We start from the raw sequence: 16,627 nt of genomic DNA, 5'->3' as shown, positions 1-16,627 counted from the left end.
TGTTAAAAGTTGTATTGGTTTGCTAATTTTATTCACACAAAGATACAAAGGGTCGTTGGGGAGTTGTTTTCCTCAGCTTACCAAAGTTTGTCCGAATCTTACATTGCAAATTTGTGAATGTCGTGTTTTTGTGTTAATTTTCTGGCCTTAAGTTGTTTGTGTATTGTCGTTTTCTTGCATTGCTTAAAATATATGAGGCGAATTTTTTTGGTGTTTCTTCTGTTTGGACTGGGGGCCGGTCAGCTGAAAAGCGAGTCGGCAGAGGCCTTGTATTTTCTAAACCTGACCACGCGGGAAGGCCTCAATTCTAACGTTACCAATTCCATTGTTCAAGACGCGTATGGGTTTATATGGATTGGGACCCAGGAAGGGCTTTGTCGTTTTGACGGGTATAATATGAAGTATTTTAGAAGCAGCAGCGGTTCTGCTTCGCTGAGTTCTGACAATATAAGTTGCCTGCTTTTGGAGGGAGATCGATTGTGGGTAGGTACCTGGGATGGGCTTAACGTAATTGACGTAAAGACTTTTGAGACCCGGCGGTTGGAGACCGGCAAGGCCCGGGTCATTAGAACCTTATTTGGCGATAGCGACGGCAATGTGTGGGCCGGGACCTCTGAAGGAGTGCTTGTTTATGAAAAAGGGCAGGACAACATGTACCGAATTACAACCCACAACAGCGATTTGAGTCACAACATGATTCGTTCATTTTGTCAGACCCCCGACGGTACGGTGTGGATAGGGACTTACGATGGCCTCAACCGTTATATGGGTGGACGTATTTCGGCATATCGACTTAAAGGAGATTATAAGCCTTTTATTGAGAATAATTTGGTTTGCGCTCTGTTGCCAGTTCCAGGAGCGGAAGATCGTCTTTTGTGGGTGGGCACCGAAACCGGCCTTGTGTCCTTTGATTATCGTAGCGGGCACCAACAGCATTATAATGGCAGTAACACGCAGTTCAGTAATGAGGTGATTAAGACCATTTATGCGCCCAACGACAGTGTGCTGTATTTGGGTACGGATTTTGGGCTCAATGTATTTCATCCAAAGAGTGGTCACAACCAGGTTTACTACCACGATCCGCTCATCAGCAGCAGTATTGGCAGCAATGTTATTTGGGAAATTTTTGAAGATCGGCGCCAGCGTTTGTGGTTCATTACCTCCAATGGGGTAAGCATTCTTAATCATGGTAAGCCCTTATACACGCTGCATGAAACTTTTTTTTCGGATCAGGCCCCACGTATTGGCAATCAGGTTCGCGATGTGCTTGTAAGTAAAACAGGTGGGATTTGGCTCGCCACCATCCACGGGGTTATTCACCACAACAACGATTTTTCCACATCGACCTTGTTCTCAGCCGATGCTCCTGTTCCCCGACGCCTTTTGCTCGATAATGTTTACGCCTTGCAGGAGGATAAGCGCGGACGTATTTGGATTGGGACGGCAGGTGGACTAAATGTTTGGGATGGCCACAGAAATGAGATGCATGCCATAACTGCCTCCAGGGAAAACGGTTTGCACAGCAACTACATCAGTAATTTTATCTTGGAAAACGATACTACCTTGTGGCTGGTGGCCTGGGAAGGGGGCTTGTATAAAGGGCATTTTGCAGGAGATGATCCTTCAGATATTATTTTTACCCGAATTGATGAAGACGGCAACGGCCGGGTTTTGCTGAGCGATTCGCTGGTGTATTATGCCAGTCGCAATCGTTTATGGACCTTTACCAAAAACGGGAAGGAGAAACGTTCGATGGATAAAATTAATCGGGTTTTAGATCATCGCTACATTTCTGGAATTCAAATAGATGAGGAGGGTCTGTTGTATGTGGGGCTGGAGAATGCACTTTTGCGTTATGCCCCCGCCAGCGATCGTCTCGATGTTGTTTCGCTGGCTACAGGACGCCCCGAAAAAATCATGAATTTGCAGGTGGATGCTCAGGGACGGATATGGGCCAGTACCTTGCGCACACTTTTGTGTATTGATGCCGATGCGGGCAGTTATGTTACGCTGCCCTTGCAGCATTATGCACCCATTAACTCTTTTTATGCCTATGCCAGCACCCTGGCGTCTCGTCGGCGTCTGCTGGTGGGGGGCGATAATGGATTTATTGATTTGGATGTACAGGGTTTTGGTCGGGATACCAGTAAGGTCAGTGTTTTATTGACCGGTTTGCGTTTGAACAATGAGGTGGTTGGTCCGGGTGCCGACAAGGGGGTGTTAAAGCGTGATTTGGCCTATTTGGATGAGTTGCGGCTGGACTACCAGCAAAATTCGGTAACCATTGAATTTTCCACACTTGACTATTTGTTTCCTGCGGAAAGTCAGTTTGCTTACCGTATGCTGCCTTTACAGGAAGAGTGGCAGCGGACATCTGGTAAGGAAAATTTTGCCGTGTACGCCAACCTGCGACCCGGAAAATACCTCTTTGAGGTTAAGGGCTCCAGTCACCTGGGCACCTGGAGTTCGGTGCGACGTATGCAGCTCGAAGTGGATCCTCCCATTTGGCTAAGTCCGGCTTTTATTGTACTGTATCTGCTGTTGTCCATACTGACGCTTTATGTGGTTTTTCGTTTGTTTACCTACCGTCAGCGACTGAATGCAGAGTTGCAGTTGGTGCGTATTGAAAAGCAGCACAGTGAATCCATTTACCAGTCCCGCCTGCAGTTTTTTACCAATATTTCACATGAATTTCGCACTCCCCTCAGCCTTATTATTCCTCCGGTTAAGGAACTCTTAGGAAGTCCGGGAACCAGTGAGCGGCAGCAAAGGATGCTGCAAATAGCTCACCGTAATGCTCAGCGTTTGTATAAGTTGGTTAATCAGTTGCTTGATTTTCGTAAACTGGAGGATGCGGGACTTGATTTTGTGCCCGTTAAGCTCAACCTGGTTCCTTTTTTAGAAAATATTTTCAGAGCGTTTGAAGATATGGCTATGCGCCACGAAATTGCTTATGCACTTGCCTTGGAACAAACGGAACTTGTTGTGGATGTGGATGCCGTAAAATTGGAGACCATTGTGTTTAATCTTCTTTCGAACGCCTTTAAGCACACCCCCTATGGGGGTAAAATTGTTTTGTCCCTTGCATTGAAAGAAGAGGTGTTCGAGGTCTCAGTCAGCGACAACGGTGTGGGCATTCGGGCTGAGGAACAGCAGCAGATTTTCGAGCATTTTTTTCAATCGGTAACCGACAATAAAGGAAAAATTGGATCGGGAATTGGGTTGACCCTGGCCAGGGAATATGCACGGATGCATGGGGGCGATTTGAGGGTGGAGAGTAGCCCTGGAGCCGGAAGTTGTTTTACCTTAACGCTTCCGTTGCGTAATGACCCTGGTGTTGAGGTGCCTGCTGCCGGGCAGATTCAGGAGGGCTTGCAGTTTCACGTGCTGACTTCCCGTTCGGAGTCACAGCAAGTGCCGCGGAACCGCAGATTGGTGCTGGTCGATGACAATTCAGATATTTTGGATTATATGGTTATGGGTCTGGACGACAGTTACGAGCTGCACACGGCCCAGAGCGGAGAAGCTGCATTGGAGTTGATTCATCGGGTGCATCCGCATTTGGTAATCAGCGATGTCATGATGCCCGGGATGGATGGGCGTGCACTTTGCTCTCGCTTAAAAAAGGATAAAACCACGGCGCATTTACCGGTGATTCTACTTACGGCTCAGGGCCTTGATAGCCAAAAGACCGAGGGGATGGAGGCGGGTGCCGATTTGTATTTGACCAAGCCGGTGGATATGGATTATTTGCGTGCTTGTATTGTGGGGATGTTTCGGCGCGACGAGGAAATGGAGGCCTATTTTGTGCGGAAGTTGATGTTGAATCCCCAAGGGGGGGAGGGGAAACCTTTGGCGGAGGACGAATTGTTTTTACAGAAGGTGATGCGGATCATAGAGGGGCAAGTGTCCAATCCCGATTTGTCGGTAGATTCAATTGCTCAGGAGGTGGGGTTCAGCAGCACCCATTTGTACCGTAAATTAAAGGAGATCACCGGCCGGTCTACCAAGGAGATCGTGGTGAACTATCGCATGCAAAAGGCGGCCGATATGCTGCGCCATCAAGAGGGAAACATTACAGAGGTCATGTACGCCGTTGGTTTTTCGAGTCTGGCCTCTTTTTCCCGGAGCTTTAAATCGAAATATGGGGTAACTCCCTCGGCCTGGGCGGCCGGGGAGTCCTGAAAAGGAGTTAAACCATACCGGCAAAGCCCATAAAGGCCAGGGCCAGAATGCCGGCCACCACCAGGGCGATGGGGGCGCCCTGCATGCCCTTGGGGATGTTCATCAGGTCGAGTTGTTCGCGAATGCCGGCAAAGGTAATCAGAGCCAGGCCAAAGCCTATGGCCGAGGCCATGGAAAAGACCACTGCTTCCACAATGTTGAAATCCTTACTTACCGTCATGATGGCTACCCCCAAAATGGCACAGTTGGTGGTGATCAGGGGCAAAAATACACCCAGGGCCTGGTAGAGTGGGGGACTCACTTTTTTAAGCACAATCTCGACCAGCTGTACCAGGGCAGCAATGACCAGAATAAAGGAAATGGTTTGCAGGTAGGTGACGGAAAATGGAATGAGGATGTAGTTTTGGATGAACCAGGTAACGATGGTAGCAATAACCATTACAAAGGTCACTGCGCCGGTCATTCCAATACCGGTAGAAATTCGTTTGGAAACACCCAGAAAGGGGCAGATTCCCAGAAATTGGGCCAATACTATGTTGTTGACAAAAATGGCCGATATGATGATGAGAAAATAGGTCATGGCATTCACCTGTTTTGATTAATATTATTGGAGTCCGATTCAGGCTCTTTTAAAGCGGTTGATGATGGCAATTAGGTAGCCCAGGGCAATAAAGGCGCCGGGCGCCAGAACAAATACCAGCATGCCGTATTCTTCGGGGTACACCGGCAGACCGAATAAGAAGCCGCTGCCCAGCAGTTCGCGAATGCTCCCGAGCATGACCAGGGCCATGGTAAATCCCAGGCCCATGCCTGCTCCGTCGATAATGGATGAGCCCACATTGTTTTTAGAGGCAAAGGCTTCGGCGCGACCCAGAACTACGCAGTTTACCACAATGAGCGGGATGAAGAGGCCCAGTGCATCGAAAAGTGCCGGAACATAGGCCTGCATCACCATTTCAACAATGGTGACAAAGGTGGCTATGATAACGATGAAGGCGGGGATGCGCACCTTGTCGGGAATGAAATCCTTTACCAGGGAAACCACCAGGTTGGCCATAATGAGCACAAAGGTCGTTGCCAAACCCATTCCCAGACCATTGATGGCCGATGAGGTAACCCCCAGGGTGGGACACATACCCAGGAGCAGGGTGAAAACGGCATTCTCCTTAAAGAAACCTTTTGAAAAATTCTTCCACTGATTCATACGATAGACTTTTTATATTTTCATTGTTCGGCCCCTTCCCGGGTGGGGGCTTCCTCGATCTTTGTGGCACCGCTTTCGCAATCGGTGTTGTGCGTAAAGGTGGTATAGGCTACCGCTACAGCATGCAAAAAGGCCCGTGAGGTGATGGTTGCTGCCGTAATGGCATCCACATCGCCGCCGTCTTGTTTTACCGTCATATTGATTTGTCCCGGATTTTTGCCCAGAATGCTTTGCCCGTTTTCACCACCATCGCCCTCGGCTGCTTTAATGCCAAAGAGCTTGTCGAAAAAAGCATTGCGGCTTTTTTCTTCTGCTCCGGCTGCCACTGGCTTAAACCAATCGACCATCTTGGTTCCCAGTCCCGGCGTTTCTTTGTGTTCCAGAATCTGATAGTCGATGATGGTCCCGTTGGGCTGTAAGCCCACCATTATTTTAACTTCTCCGCCAAAACCCCGGTTCGAAACCGATTCGATGGCTGCAGCAATGCATTGGCCGTCTTTTTTGGCAGGGAATACTTTTAAGGTAAATCCCTCTTCTGAGGTCAGCTCGTACATTTCGGATGCCGGATCGTTGTCGAACTCAGGTACCACCATACGAATGGCTTCCTGCTGCTTTAATACGGCGGCTTCGGCAATGGGAGTCTGGGTCAACTTGTAAATAAAGCCCAGGGAGGTTCCGGCCACTGCTGTAATAATCAGCAGGGTAAGAACCATAGCGGGTAGAGTAGATGCGCTTTTGCCCATTTTACTATGTGTTTTTTTAGTTTTATGCTTTTTGAACAGCCGGTTTTTCGCCAAAGCGTTTCGGCTTTATGTATTTGTCGATGAGCGGTGTAAAGGCATTCATTATGAGAATCGCAAAAGACACTCCCTCGGGGTAGGACCCGTAAATGCGGATGAGTACCGTAATGATGCCGATGCCTGCTCCATAGAGCAACATGCCTCGTTTGGACATGGGCGAGCTGGCGTAGTCGGTGGCCATAAAAAAGGCGCCCAGCAACACCCCGCCGGTCAACAGGTGAAAGAGGGGACTGGCATAGGCCTGGGGGTCGCTTAGGTGCAGAACACCGGTAAACACCGCGATGCTGCCCACAACCGCCACCGGAATGTGCCAGGTAACAATCTTTTTTATCAGCATGTAGCCCAAGCCCAGTAAGAGGGCAACACCCGCCACTTCACCGGCCGAACCACCCATCTGACCCATAAACAGATTCAGGTAGGAAGGAATTTCAGCCGTGAGTTCGGAGAAAGGACGACCGGCTGCCAGTCCCTCCTTTACCACCGACAGGGGCGTGGGGCCTGTAACTGCATCGATGTAGGCGCCGCGTGCCGCTATCGGCACCGGCCAGCTGGTCATTTGCACCGGAAAGGAAATCAGCAGGAAGACCCTTCCCACCAAAGCAGGGTTAAAAGGATTCTGTCCCAGACCGCCAAAGGACATTTTGCCCATGCCAATGGCAATGGCTGCACCAATGATGATGAGTCCCAAAGGAATGTTGGTCGGCAGGTTAAACGCCAGCAGGAGTCCGGTTACGGCTGCCGAACCATCCATGATGGTGCTGGGCTTTTTAAGCAGGTATTTTTGAATAAGGTGCTCAAACAGCACACAGGCCAATACCGAAGTAAGGGTAACAATGAGGGCCCCCAGTCCAAAAAACCACACGGAGGCGGCCAGCGCGGGCACCAGGGCCAGCAATACCCCGTACATGTTTTTTTGCACAGAGTCGCCGCTGTGTACGTGCGGAGAGGGGGATACAATCAATTTATTCATGCCTTATGTTTTATCTGTACGTATCGAATTAAGGGCAGCTGCTTATGCTGTTGCGGTGCGACTGCGCATGATTTGTCCCACCTTGGCCTTGCCCAGACGAATGTAGTCGAGCAGGGGGCGCGATGAGGGACAAGTGAAACTGCAGGAGCCACACTCAATGCAGTCCATTATGTTTTCTTCTTCAGCGCGATCCCAAATGGCCTTTTCGGCCAGGGGCATCAGCAGGTAGGGCGACAAGCCCATGGGGCAAACGCTCACGCATTTGGAGCAGCGGATGCAGGGATCTACCGGCTTGCGCGAAGCCAGCGGCTGCGGCATCAACAGAATGCCTGAGGTCCCTTTGGTCACCGGAATTTCGGTCGAAGTCAGTGCTTTACCCATCATGGGGCCCCCACCAATGATTTTGCCGGTGTCGTCGGGCAGTCCCCCGGCCGCCTCAATCAGTACCGAGATGGGCGTGCCTATGCGGGTGAGGAAGTTGGCCGGACGCGCCAGCGAAAGGCCGGTAACGGTGACAATGCGCTCAATCAGGGGCTTGTTTTTCTGAACGGCCTCGTAAACGGCATAAGCCGTACCCACGTTGTGTACCACAGCACCTACCTCAATGGGCAGTTTACCCGAGGGTACCTGGCGACCCATACAAGCGTCGATGAGTTGCTTTTCTCCTCCCTGGGGATATTGCACTTTGAGGGGCTGAACGCGAACGCCCTCGTATTCTGACGCCAGTTTCTCCATATGGGCAATGGCATCGGGCTTGTTGTTTTCAATTCCTATGATGGCCTTCTTAACATTTAGTGCAGTCATCAACAAGCGAATGCCCACCAGCAGTTCTTCTCCTTTTTCGAGCATCAGGCGGTGGTCGCTGGTCAGGTAGGGCTCACACTCTACGCCGTTGATGATGAGTACATCGCAGGTCTTTCCGGGAGGGGGTGAAAGCTTTACATGGGCCGGGAAGGTAGCGCCACCCAAGCCTACAATGCCCGCTTCGCCAATTTTTTTGATGATGGCTTCGGGACTGGCGGTGATTTCTTTAACCAGAATGGCTGAGCGGTCGATGTCCTCTACCCATTCGTCGCCCTCGGTATTGATGATGATGGCATCTTTACGGTAGCCTGAGGCATCCACGATTTGGTCGACTTTAGCGACCTTTCCCGAGACGGGAGAATGGATGTTGGCCGAAACAAAACCCGCCGATTGGGCAATGACCTGACCTACCTTTACTTCGTCGCCCTTTTTAACGAGGGCCTGGGCAGGAGCGCCAATGTGCTGGGCCAGTGGAATGCTCACTACCGGAGGCACTGGTAAAACTTCAACGGGGCTGTTGGCAGAACGTTTGTTTTCTGCGGGATGAACGCCCCCAAGTGAAAAGGTCTTTAACACGTTATTTCCTCCTTATTTTTTGTGCGAATCGCATTGGTTCAAATGAAACGGTATTAAGCCACCGGCTCCTTTTCCGGTTCGGTTTTCTCCACTTTGGGTTTGCGCGGCGGGAAGTTGAGCTCGTGAATGGCGTTGGTGGGACAAACTTCCACACATTTGCGACACAGTTTGCACTTTTCGTAATCGATGTAGGCCAGATTGTCTTTGATGGTAATGGCATCAAAGGCACACACCTTTTCGCATTTGCCGCAGCCAATGCAGGCCACCTCGCAGGACTTCCTGGCCACTGCTCCTTTGTCCTTGTTCACGCAGCTTACAAAAATGCGTCGACTCTTAGGACCAATATTCCGGAGCTCTATAATGTCTTTGGGACAGGCCTCCACGCAGGCGCCGCAGGCCACACAGTTTTCTTCTATAATGACGGGCAGACCGGTTTCTTCGTCCATGTACATGGCGTCGAACTTACAGGCGGCCACACAGTCGCCACAACCCAGACAGCCATACGAGCAGCCTGTCTCGCCACCATAAAGCGCGGCCGCTACAGCACAGGATACGGCCCCCTGGTAGTTGTTTAAGCGGGGTCGGTGTTCACAGCTGCCGTTGCAACGCAGTACTGCGACTTGCGGCTTGGCGCTGCCGGCTTCTTTGCCCAGTATTCCGGCAACTATCGACATGGTTGGAGCCCCGCCAACGGGGCAGTTCATTGAGGAAATATCATCTGCTTTCACCAGGGCCTCTGCAAAGGCCCGGCAACCCGGGAATCCGCATCCGCCACAGTTGGCTGCCGGTAAGGCTTCCTCCACTACATCAATCCGCGGATCCTCAAACACCTGAAACTTCTTTGAAGCCAGGAAAAGAATAACCGCAGCTATTGCTCCCAATCCGGCAAGCGTAACGATGGTAATCAGAACTACGCTCATAATACTTCTTCGTTTATTGAATTAATGGTGAATTGAAATGTCTTCTTCATGAATTTATCGGCCAGTTTAAGTCCCATGAAATAAGGAATCAAAATGCCCAGGGCCAGGAGTCCGGCCAAACCTTCTTTGCCGGTAAGGGCAAAGCCGAGGAAAAGGGTCAGCAGCAATAAAAGCAAGGGCAAGATGTAAGCCCACCAGGCGGCCTGAAGTCCCTGTGCGGTGGAGCCTGTTACCATCACCCTTTGGCCAATTTTGTAGTTGCCATTGATTGGTACCTCCACCTCTTTTTCGGCCATGTCGGCCATGGTACAGGCACCTTTGGCGTGACATGAAGCGCAGGCACTCATGCTCATTATTTTAATTTTGATGGCTTTGTCGCTTATTTGATCAACAATGCCTTCATGTTCTATTTTTTTCATTTCAGCCACATTTTTTTTTGAGGGCCGGGTTAAGCAAAAGTATGTAATCTGTACGGAAACTTGGAGCTAAGGATATCAGCTTCAAGTAGTTTCTATTTAGAATAAATAAAAATAGCCGGCTGTTAAATTGTGTTCAATGCTGACTGATAGTTGCTTATATTGCAATCTGGAGATTGCAATAATGTTTTAATCTTGACAAATCTGTTGAGCGTTTTTTTTAACGGAGCAAGCTGCCGATCTGTTGGAATATTGCACATTATTGGTCTTTTAAAGTGACAAAATAAATCCCTATCTTAGCAAGGCTGCAGGTTTGCAGTAGTTGCTTACCTTAATTGTGTGTACTATGACCAAAACCGTGAAGATCAAATGTCTTAATAATAATCAGGAAGTCGCTGTGCCCCGGGGCACTTCCTTGCTCGAAGTGGCTCGTTTGTGCGGGGTTCAATTGGCCAATCCCATTTTGGGTGCCATGGTCAATAATCGCATTCGCGAATTGGGTTATGAATGTTTCCAGCCCAAAACCGTTCAGTTTTTCGACATTACCCACCCCGACGGCATGCGCATGTATGTGCGCAGTCTCTCTTTTCTGCTCTATGTAGCGGTTCAGGAAGTCCTCCCGGGTGCCAAATTGCGTATCGAGCACTCGGTAAGCAAAGGTTTGTACTGCGAAGTGGACAACCTGCGTGGTGAGCTCACCGTACAGGACACCATTGATTTGGCCGAGAAAATGCGTGCTCTGGTGGCCCTTGATTTGCCCTTCGAAAAGAAAAAGGACGAGACCGATGAAGTAATTCAATTGCTCGAGGAGCGCGGCTTGCAGGACAAGACCGCCCTGATTCGTCACCGGGGGCAATATTACACCTCCTACCATCAAATGGGGGAGTACTTCGGCATTTTCCATGGTTACATGGTGCCCTCCACCGGCTACCTCAAAACCTTTGATCTCAATAAGTACTACAACGGCATGTTGCTGCGCCTGCCCAGGAGCAGTCAACCCGGTGAGCTGGAAGATTTGGTGGTGCAGACCAAACTCTTTGAAATCTTCCGCGAATTCAGTCAGTGGAACAAGATTTTAAGGATGACCAAAATCAGCGACCTCAACAAAGCCGCCGGTAACGGTCGTTCCGACACCCTGGTGAAAGTCACCGAAGCCCTGCACGAAAAGAAAATTGCCCACATTGCCGATCGCATCGCCGATCGGCGCGACAAACTCCGTGTGGTGCTCATCAGCGGTCCCTCCTCCAGCGGCAAAACCACCTTTGGCAAACGCCTGGCTGTTCAGCTTTTGGTAGCTGGCATCAAACCCCTTAACCTGTCGCTCGACAATTACTTTGTGGACCGCGACCATACGCCTAAGGACGAACATGGGGAATTTGATTTTGAGGCGCTCGAAGCCCTGGATCTGGATTTGTTGAACACCCATTTTCGTCAGCTTTTGGCCGGCGAGGAAGTCGAGATTCCCAAGTTTTCCTTCGAAACTGGTACCCGTTTCTACGATGGGGAGACCCTTAAAATGGAAAAGGACAACATCCTGATTGTGGAGGGCATTCACGGACTGAACCCCGAACTGACCCCTTCGATACCCAATGAAGCCAAATTCAAAGTGTATGTGTCGGCCCTGACCAGCATTAATGTAGACGACTTAACGCGCATCGCCACTACCGATAACCGGTTGATACGGCGCATTGTGCGCGATTACAAATACCGCAAATACTCCGCCCGCGACACCATCAGTCGCTGGCCCAGTGTGCGCAGGGGCGAGGAGAAGCACATTTTTCCCTATCAGGAAGAAGCCGATGTAATGTTCAATACCGCCTTGTTGTACGAATTTGCCGTACTCAAGCCCTATGCCGAACCCATTCTGCTCGAAGTCCAGCCCAATCAGCCCGAGTACGCCGAGGCCAACCGGCTTTTGAAATTCTTCAATAATTTCAAGCCCATGCAGCCCCGGGAAATTCCACCCACCTCCATTTTGCGGGAGTTTTTGGGCGGGAGCAGTTTTACCTATTAAACCTGAGTTGGTCCGGTGAGTGAGCAGTACGCAAGCAAGAATTTTGTTTTCCGACCGGCAGTCGCCTGCGAGGCGCCTGCCGTTTGGGCCATCCTGCAACAGGCCATTGCCCGGCGCAAAGCCGATGGCAGCGCCCAGTGGCAGGACGGTTATCCCAATCCCGAAGTTGTAGGCGGGGACCTGGCCGGCGGAAGTGGCTATGTTATGCTGCACCATAATCAGGTGGTGGCCTATTGCGCGCTTAAAGTCAATGACGAGCCCGAATACGCCCGTCTCCAAGGCAGCTGGCTTACCCGGGGCGACTTTCTGGTGGTGCACCGCGTAGCCCTGGCCGATGCCTGGATTGGCAAGGGCTTGTCGCACCTTCTCTTCGATTTTATTGAAGACCATGCCCGCAGTCTCCGCCTGCCCAGCATCAAAGCCGACACCAACTTCGACAACACCGCCATGCTGCGCCTTTTTGAAAAGCGCAACTACCACCACTGCGGCACCGTCTGGTTTAGGGGCAGTCCCCGCCGCGCCTACGAAAAAGTATTATAAATCATTTTCAATATCCTTCAAAAGTTAAGCAGCCTACTATGAAAAATTTTCTTTTAGTCCTCAGTGGATTCTTCTTTCTTTCGTTTAGCGTATTGGCTCAGAATGACAGTCGTAAAGTAAGTGGTCCCGACGGTCAACTGGACCTGCAAGTCCGTCTGGTCGATGGACAAGCCTTTTACAGCGTCCGTTACAAGGGCGCTGTAATGCTCGAGGATTCTCCGCTGGGACTGGTCAGTTCTGTTTCTGATTTCAGTTCGGACCTGCAATGGAAGGGCAGTCGCGAAGACCATATAAGCAAGCATTACCAACAAGACCGCATCAAACATTCCAAAGTGCACTACGAAGCCAATGTGTTGCTGCTCTCCCTGGCCAACGCCCAGGGGCAAGTCCTCGAAATCGAATTTCAGGTAAGCAACAACGATGTGGCCTTCCGCTACCATCTGCCGGCCGTAGGGGAGACCGCTACCTGCATCGTAAAACAAGAGATCACCGGCTTCCGCTTTCCCAAAGGCAGCACCACCTTCCTCAGTCCCCAGTCGCCCCCCATGGTTGGCTGGATGCGTACCAAGCCCAGTTACGAAGAGCCCTATGTCACCGACGAGCCCATAGGCTCCCCTTCCCGTTACGGGGTTGGCTATACCTTCCCGGGTTTATTTAAAACGCCCAACGAAGGCTGGGTTTTGGTCTCCGAGACCGGCGTGGATGCATCGTATTGTGGCTCCCGTTTGTCCGAAGGCAGCCCCGACGGACTTTACAGCATTGCCTATCCTCAGACGGGCGAGAACAACGGGCACGGCAGCGCCGAGCCCGCTCTGGCCCTGCCCGGAGCAACTCCCTGGCGCACGCTTACAGTGGGCAGCAGCCTTAAGCCCATTGTGGAGACCACCATCTATACCGATGTGGTAGCGCCACGCTACGAAGCCTCTCAGGAGTACCGCTTTGGTCGTTCCACCTGGAGTTGGATCATGTGGCAGGATGCCAGTATGAACTACGACGACCAGGTGCGTTACATCGATCTGGCAGCTGAAATGGGCTATGAGTACATCCTTATTGACGCCTTGTGGGACACCGAAATCGGCTACGACCGTATGGCCACCCTCATCGCTTATGCCCAGTCAAAAAATGTCGATGTCTTTTTGTGGTACAACTCCAACGGTCACTGGAACGATGCACCGCAGGGGCCCCGCCACAAGTTGCACAACCCCATAGTGCGCAAAAAAGAAATGGCCTGGATGCAGAGCCAGGGCGTAAAAGGCATAAAAGTTGATTTTCTGGGGGGCGACAAACAAGTGACCATGCAGCTGTACGAAGCCATTTTATCCGACGCCAACGATTACGGACTGATGGTGAATTTTCATGGCTGCACATTACCCCGCGGCTGGGAGCGCATGTACCCCAATTACATAGGCAGCGAAGCCGTACTTGCCTCCGAAAACCTGATCTTTGGTCAGCATGCCAACGATCAGGAAGCCTACAATGCCTGCCTGCATCCCTTTATCCGAAACGCAGTAGGTTCCATGGAATTTGGTCCCGTATTGCTCAACCGCAGGCACAACCGCAGCAACGACGGCGGGACCACCCGACGCACCACCGACGCCTTTCAGCTGTCCACCGCCATCTTGTTCCAGAATGCCGTTCAGTTTTTTGCCCTGGCCCCCAACAACCTCCAGGAATTTCCCGCTTTTGTCATCGATTTTATGAAGGAAGTCCCCACCACCTGGGACGAGACCGTATTTATCGACGGCTATCCCGGACGCTACGTTGTTCTGGCACGGCGACATGGCGAGCAATGGTACATTGCCGGCGCCAACGCCACCGGCAAAGCACTTACGCTCGATCTTGAGCTGCCCATGCTGGCCGGAACCCAGCTCACAGCCTATACCGACACCCCCGAAGGGCAGGCCCGGATGAGCACCCTCAAAATCAATCGTAAAGGCAAATTGAGCTTAGCCATGGAAGCCGAAGGCGGCTTTGTGCTGGTTCGTTGATTTCGAGGGAGGAGTTATGGTGCCTGCACCTTAATTCCCGATTGAGAGAATATTTCCGTTAATTCAGATTGACTGATTACTTGATTTAATTCATCACGACGAGGGCGTTGTAAGAGTGTCTTATGGCAGCAGTAATAAACCTATTTATACCTATGAGTACCTTTATAAAGGATCACCTTGGTAGCACATGGGTAGCTTTTGAGCGTGGAACAGGATAGACGGCAATTGCATTACAACGATCGGACTATTATCTTTTTGGTTTAAGACAAACGCCATATAACCCAGAAAGTGACAACAAATACCTTTATAATGGAAAGGAAATTCAAGATGAAACGGGTTGGTACGATTACGGGGCCAGGATGTATGACCCGACGTTGGGTAGGTTTCATACACCCGATCCACTCGCTGAGGAGTTTTCGCATACAACAATTTATGATTATGCTGGCAACAATCCTATTTCATATATTGATTATAATGGCGAACATCCCGTTATTATCATTGGAGGTGCTGCTATTGGCTTAATAAAATTCGGATTGTTAGCTACAGGAGTAATCTCAACAGGATGGATTCTTAGTAGAAGTTATCAAGGAGATATCTCTTTTAAAAGTGACTTATTTGCAAGAAGCAGAAAGGCTCGGAATAAAAATAAGACAAGAAACCACAGACAATCGCATTCAACAAATCGACCTAAGAGGTTTAACCCTAAGAGAACCCCAGAGGGTGCCGCTGCAGGAGCTGCTGCTGGAATGACTTGGTCTGCTTTGGACTTTTATATAAACCATCGCTCGACAATTCATCCTGGAGATTATGAATTTAAAATTGAAAATTATCATGAATTTTATGATGTGAATTTAAATGATCATTTTATCCAGCGTGTTAATTTTTTTTCTCCAGAGGAATCGAATACCTCTAAAATTATTTCTCCAGAAAGGGATCCTTCAAGGATTGACCCAGAAAGGGATCCTTCAAGGATTGACCCAGAAAGAATAAAGCCTGGACAGGTAGAGCCTCTTCCACGACCAGTTATAGTTCCAGAACCAGAAGAGCCAGAATTGCCTAGGCAAGATCCTTTGCCGATACCGCCACCCTCACCCTTATAGAGATAATGTATAATGCAAATGACTTATGGCAGATAATGAAAATGAACAGGAATTAATTGCGCAACTCTTTGAAAGCGAGAAATACAAAGAGATTATTAATTATTATGAGGATCAAGAAAATAGTTGTGATAATGATGATATTGTCATGTCCTATATTGTTGAGAGTTATATTGAAATAGGAGAGTTGAAAAGGGCTTTTATTATTGCTAATAACAGAATAGAAAGACTAGAAATAAAAGAACGGACTAATGGTTTAACTGAAGAAGAAAATGAGGATTTCGATGATTTCATTAACTCTAAGATTGAGATCCTTCTAGCGCAAAACCAATTGGTATTAATGTTTATTAATGCATTTAAATATCGGAAGCGGATAATTGACAAAGTGTTTTTTATGAAATTAATTAACAATGCTTTAGGGGTTGTTAAAATGAGAATGTTTTGGGGGCTTGTGTTTTTGTTTTTAGGGTATTTATGCTTGGTTATTCTTGAGTTGACAAAGTACATTGATGAAATATATAGATATTTTTATAACAGATTATTTTTTTCGTATTTAGTTTTTTACTTTTTGGTAATCCCATTAGGAAAATACTTTAATTCAAAAAGATTTATAAATTAAGTTGTTATAGCTGTCATTCTGTTTGCTGCGAATTATGATATCCCGATCGATAATCGAAGCTGAGAAGAGAGTAAATAAAAAAGCCTAGCAAGTTGAACTGCACCCCAAAAGTTAGACATGACATTTGGGGTGTTTTTATGGAATCAGCTTAATAAGTTCCAGAATTTCCTTATCAGTAAGGTTTTCGATATCTGATTTATCGTAAATAGATAACAGGTAAACGGTATCATCCTTAAAAACCACGTGTGTAATAATGCGGGCGCCACCGGATTTGCCTTTTCCTTTGCTGGCAATGGCAAGACGTATTTTGCAGCAGTTGTGGCCAATAGAAGTGCCCTTTTGGGGTTCTTCCTTAAGCTGTTTAATGAGCGTCTGTATCTCCGTTCTTAAGAAGGGAATTTTTTAATCAGACGTTTGGCCTGTCGTTCAAAAACGGATATGGTTTGTAAGTATTAACTAAGAAGTAGTCTGTAAGTATTAACTAAGAAGTAGTC

14 protein-coding genes are annotated in these 16,627 nt (G+C 49.1%); 6 read left to right on the top strand and 8 right to left on the bottom strand.

Annotated elements, in window-relative coordinates; genetic code table 11:
• Positions 1–192: 192 nt before the first annotated feature.
• On the top strand, positions 193–4,185 hold the full coding sequence (locus B4W65_RS15300; protein WP_158522868.1) for a two-component regulator propeller domain-containing protein: 3,993 nt from the start codon (positions 193–195) through the stop codon (positions 4,183–4,185).
• A gap of 7 nt (positions 4,186–4,192) precedes the next feature.
• Here B4W65_RS15300 and rsxA read toward each other — a convergent pair whose 3' ends face one another.
• The 7 genes from rsxA to B4W65_RS15265 are packed head-to-tail and all read right to left on the bottom strand — an operon-like array spanning position 4,193 to position 9,878.
• Positions 4,193–4,765: an electron transport complex subunit RsxA gene (gene rsxA, locus B4W65_RS15295; protein ID WP_088656046.1), complete on the bottom strand. Its 573-nt coding sequence runs from the start codon at positions 4,763–4,765 to the stop codon at positions 4,193–4,195.
• 39 nt (positions 4,766–4,804) lie between these two features.
• Positions 4,805–5,389 (bottom strand): RnfABCDGE type electron transport complex subunit E, encoded by a 585-nt coding sequence (locus B4W65_RS15290; RefSeq protein WP_088656045.1) that lies wholly within the window; start codon positions 5,387–5,389, stop codon positions 4,805–4,807.
• Positions 5,390–5,409: 20 nt separating this feature from the next.
• A complete protein-coding gene (locus B4W65_RS15285; RefSeq protein ID WP_088656044.1) occupies positions 5,410–6,132 on the bottom strand; it encodes an RnfABCDGE type electron transport complex subunit G in 723 nt (240 codons plus the stop codon).
• 22 nt (positions 6,133–6,154) lie between these two features.
• A complete protein-coding gene (locus B4W65_RS15280) occupies positions 6,155–7,159 on the bottom strand; it encodes an RnfABCDGE type electron transport complex subunit D (RefSeq protein ID WP_088656043.1) in 1,005 nt (334 codons plus the stop codon).
• Positions 7,160–7,201: 42 nt separating this feature from the next.
• On the bottom strand, positions 7,202–8,539 hold the full coding sequence (rsxC, locus tag B4W65_RS15275) for an electron transport complex subunit RsxC (protein WP_088656042.1): 1,338 nt from the start codon (positions 8,537–8,539) through the stop codon (positions 7,202–7,204).
• Between the two features lie 53 nt (positions 8,540–8,592).
• Positions 8,593–9,459 (bottom strand): Fe-S cluster domain-containing protein, encoded by an 867-nt coding sequence (locus B4W65_RS15270; protein ID WP_088656041.1) that lies wholly within the window; start codon positions 9,457–9,459, stop codon positions 8,593–8,595.
• On the bottom strand, positions 9,456–9,878 hold the full coding sequence (locus B4W65_RS15265; RefSeq protein WP_088656040.1) for a SoxR reducing system RseC family protein: 423 nt from the start codon (positions 9,876–9,878) through the stop codon (positions 9,456–9,458). The genes B4W65_RS15270 and B4W65_RS15265 overlap by 4 nt, the downstream gene beginning before the upstream one ends.
• 343 nt (positions 9,879–10,221) lie before the next feature.
• Between B4W65_RS15265 and B4W65_RS15260 the strand changes: the two genes are divergently transcribed.
• From B4W65_RS15260 to B4W65_RS15240, 5 genes are all read left to right on the top strand, one after another.
• Positions 10,222–11,889, top strand: coding sequence for a nucleoside kinase (locus B4W65_RS15260; protein WP_088656039.1), 1,668 nt, complete (start codon positions 10,222–10,224; stop codon positions 11,887–11,889).
• A 15-nt stretch (positions 11,890–11,904) separates the two neighbouring features.
• Positions 11,905–12,429: a GNAT family N-acetyltransferase gene (locus B4W65_RS15255; protein ID WP_088656038.1), complete on the top strand. Its 525-nt coding sequence runs from the start codon at positions 11,905–11,907 to the stop codon at positions 12,427–12,429.
• A 38-nt stretch (positions 12,430–12,467) separates the two neighbouring features.
• On the top strand, positions 12,468–14,417 hold the full coding sequence (locus B4W65_RS15250) for a glycoside hydrolase family 97 protein (RefSeq protein WP_088656037.1): 1,950 nt from the start codon (positions 12,468–12,470) through the stop codon (positions 14,415–14,417).
• Positions 14,418–14,641: 224 nt separating this feature from the next.
• Entirely contained in the window at positions 14,642–15,517 is an 876-nt protein-coding gene (locus B4W65_RS15245) for an RHS repeat domain-containing protein (RefSeq protein WP_088656036.1), read from the top strand.
• A 25-nt stretch (positions 15,518–15,542) separates the two neighbouring features.
• Positions 15,543–16,133 (top strand): hypothetical protein, encoded by a 591-nt coding sequence (locus tag B4W65_RS15240; protein ID WP_088656035.1) that lies wholly within the window; start codon positions 15,543–15,545, stop codon positions 16,131–16,133.
• Between the two features lie 135 nt (positions 16,134–16,268).
• Here the strand turns inward: B4W65_RS15240 and B4W65_RS17735 are convergent, their stop codons facing one another.
• On the bottom strand, positions 16,269–16,460 hold the full coding sequence (locus B4W65_RS17735; protein WP_394335460.1) for a type II toxin-antitoxin system RelE/ParE family toxin: 192 nt from the start codon (positions 16,458–16,460) through the stop codon (positions 16,269–16,271).
• Positions 16,461–16,627 lie beyond the last annotated feature (167 nt).

It is taken from the genome of Geofilum rhodophaeum, from assembly GCF_002210225.1.
GTDB lineage: Bacteria > Bacteroidota > Bacteroidia > Bacteroidales > Marinilabiliaceae > Geofilum > Geofilum rhodophaeum.
This window is presented reverse-complemented; position numbering and strand designations above follow the sequence as displayed.